The 1,554-nt window shown below is 40.3% G+C and carries 1 pseudogene; it reads right to left on the minus strand.

What is annotated here, in order from left to right:
• Window positions 1–289: 289 nt before the first annotated feature.
• Window positions 290–1,479: pseudogene (locus BALCAV_RS20775) on the minus strand (IS3 family transposase).
• Window positions 1,480–1,554 lie beyond the last annotated feature (75 nt).

A 1,554-nucleotide genomic window follows, 5' to 3' on the forward strand; every position in this document is an offset into this window, starting at 1 on the left:
TGGTCTTATGTCAAGAAAGTGGACAGCGTCTGAGAGAACTCATTGTGCTTAATTCCTTCAATCATGCGATTTCTTGTTCTTCTAAAGTGATAATTCCGAGACTGAATTTTCATGTAACTTTTCTAAAGGCGAATATCGGTCATTCTCATTGCGACGCAACTTGACATGGAGCCTCTACGGGTATGGTTCCCAGCCACAAAGCCACCTTGTATCATTCAACGGTGGCTCGCCCAGAAGGCTAACATACCCGCCTCTCCAAGTAAAGTTGCTTGGTGCACGTTCTAAAAGCTTATGCAGCGTTGTCTCCTTGTATCTGCAGAGCTCCTTCCCTATACATTTTTTCATACTCTTTTGGGGATACGTAGCCTATTGTGGAATGACTTCTTCTAACGTTGTAGAAACTCATGATATACTTCCAGATTTCCTTGGAGGCCTTTTCACGGCTTGTATACTTATGGCGATACACGAGCTCTTTTTTCAAAGAGGCAAAAAAGGACTCCGTACATGCATTATCGTAACAGTTCCCTTTACGACTCATACTGATTTGCATCTTACACTCCACTAAGCGGGCAATGTAATCTTTAGACGTATACTGACTACCGCGATCGGAGTGGTGGATAAGTCCTTTTGGCGGTTTTCTCGTTCTGATAGCCATGTTTAGGGCACGTAACGGCAACTCTTTAGTCATGGTTTTTTCCGTCGACCATCCCACTATTTTTCTTGAAAACAAGTCTATTACGACAGCCAGATACAGCCAACCCTGGCTCGTCCAAATATAGGTAATATCCGTTGTCCAGACGGTATTTGGCCTATCTGGATTAAACTGTCGTTGAAGTAAATTCGGGTAAATCGGATGGTTGTGCTTAGAATCGGTTGTTACCACAAATTTTTGTTTTGGGATCGCTCGTAAATTCATTTCTCTCATGTATCTTCCAACGGTTTTTTCCGTAAGTTTTACCCCTTCTTTATGAAGCTCTCTTGTGATTCTGGGACTGCCATAAACCTTTCTATTTTCAAAGAAAAGACGACGGATCTTGGACATTACTTTCTTTTTCTTTTCAGCCTGAGTACTCCCTATATCTCGGTTGTTCAGCCATTTGTAATAGCCACTTTTTGATACTTTTAGAACTTGGCACATCTTCACTATTCGAAATTCTTTTCGCTGTTTATAAATGAAGTGAAACTTCACTACTGGCTTTTCATGAAGATGTGCGCTGCCTTTTTTATGATGGCATTCTCCTCTTCTAAATCCTTAAGACGTTTTACCAATTCTTTTTCACGCTTCTCATATTCACTTGGTGTTTTGTATCCACTCTCCTTCTCTTTTAAAGCCAGCCTTTCACGGTATTTCTTTACCCACCGATAAATCGTTTTATCTACTATATCTAGTTCACTACTGACTTCGGATACCTTTCTTCCTTCTTCTACAACTAACTTAGATACATACTCCTTAAAATCTTCGTCATATACCTTACTCAATTTAGACACGCTCCTTTTCTAATGGATGGTATTAACATTCTCACCATTTCGTGTCCACTTTATAGTCTATATCCA

Origin of the sequence: Alkalihalobacillus alcalophilus ATCC 27647 = CGMCC 1.3604, assembly GCF_000292245.2 — a bacterium.
GTDB classification, from domain to species: Bacteria; Bacillota; Bacilli; order Bacillales; family Bacillaceae_D; genus Alkalihalobacillus; species Alkalihalobacillus alcalophilus.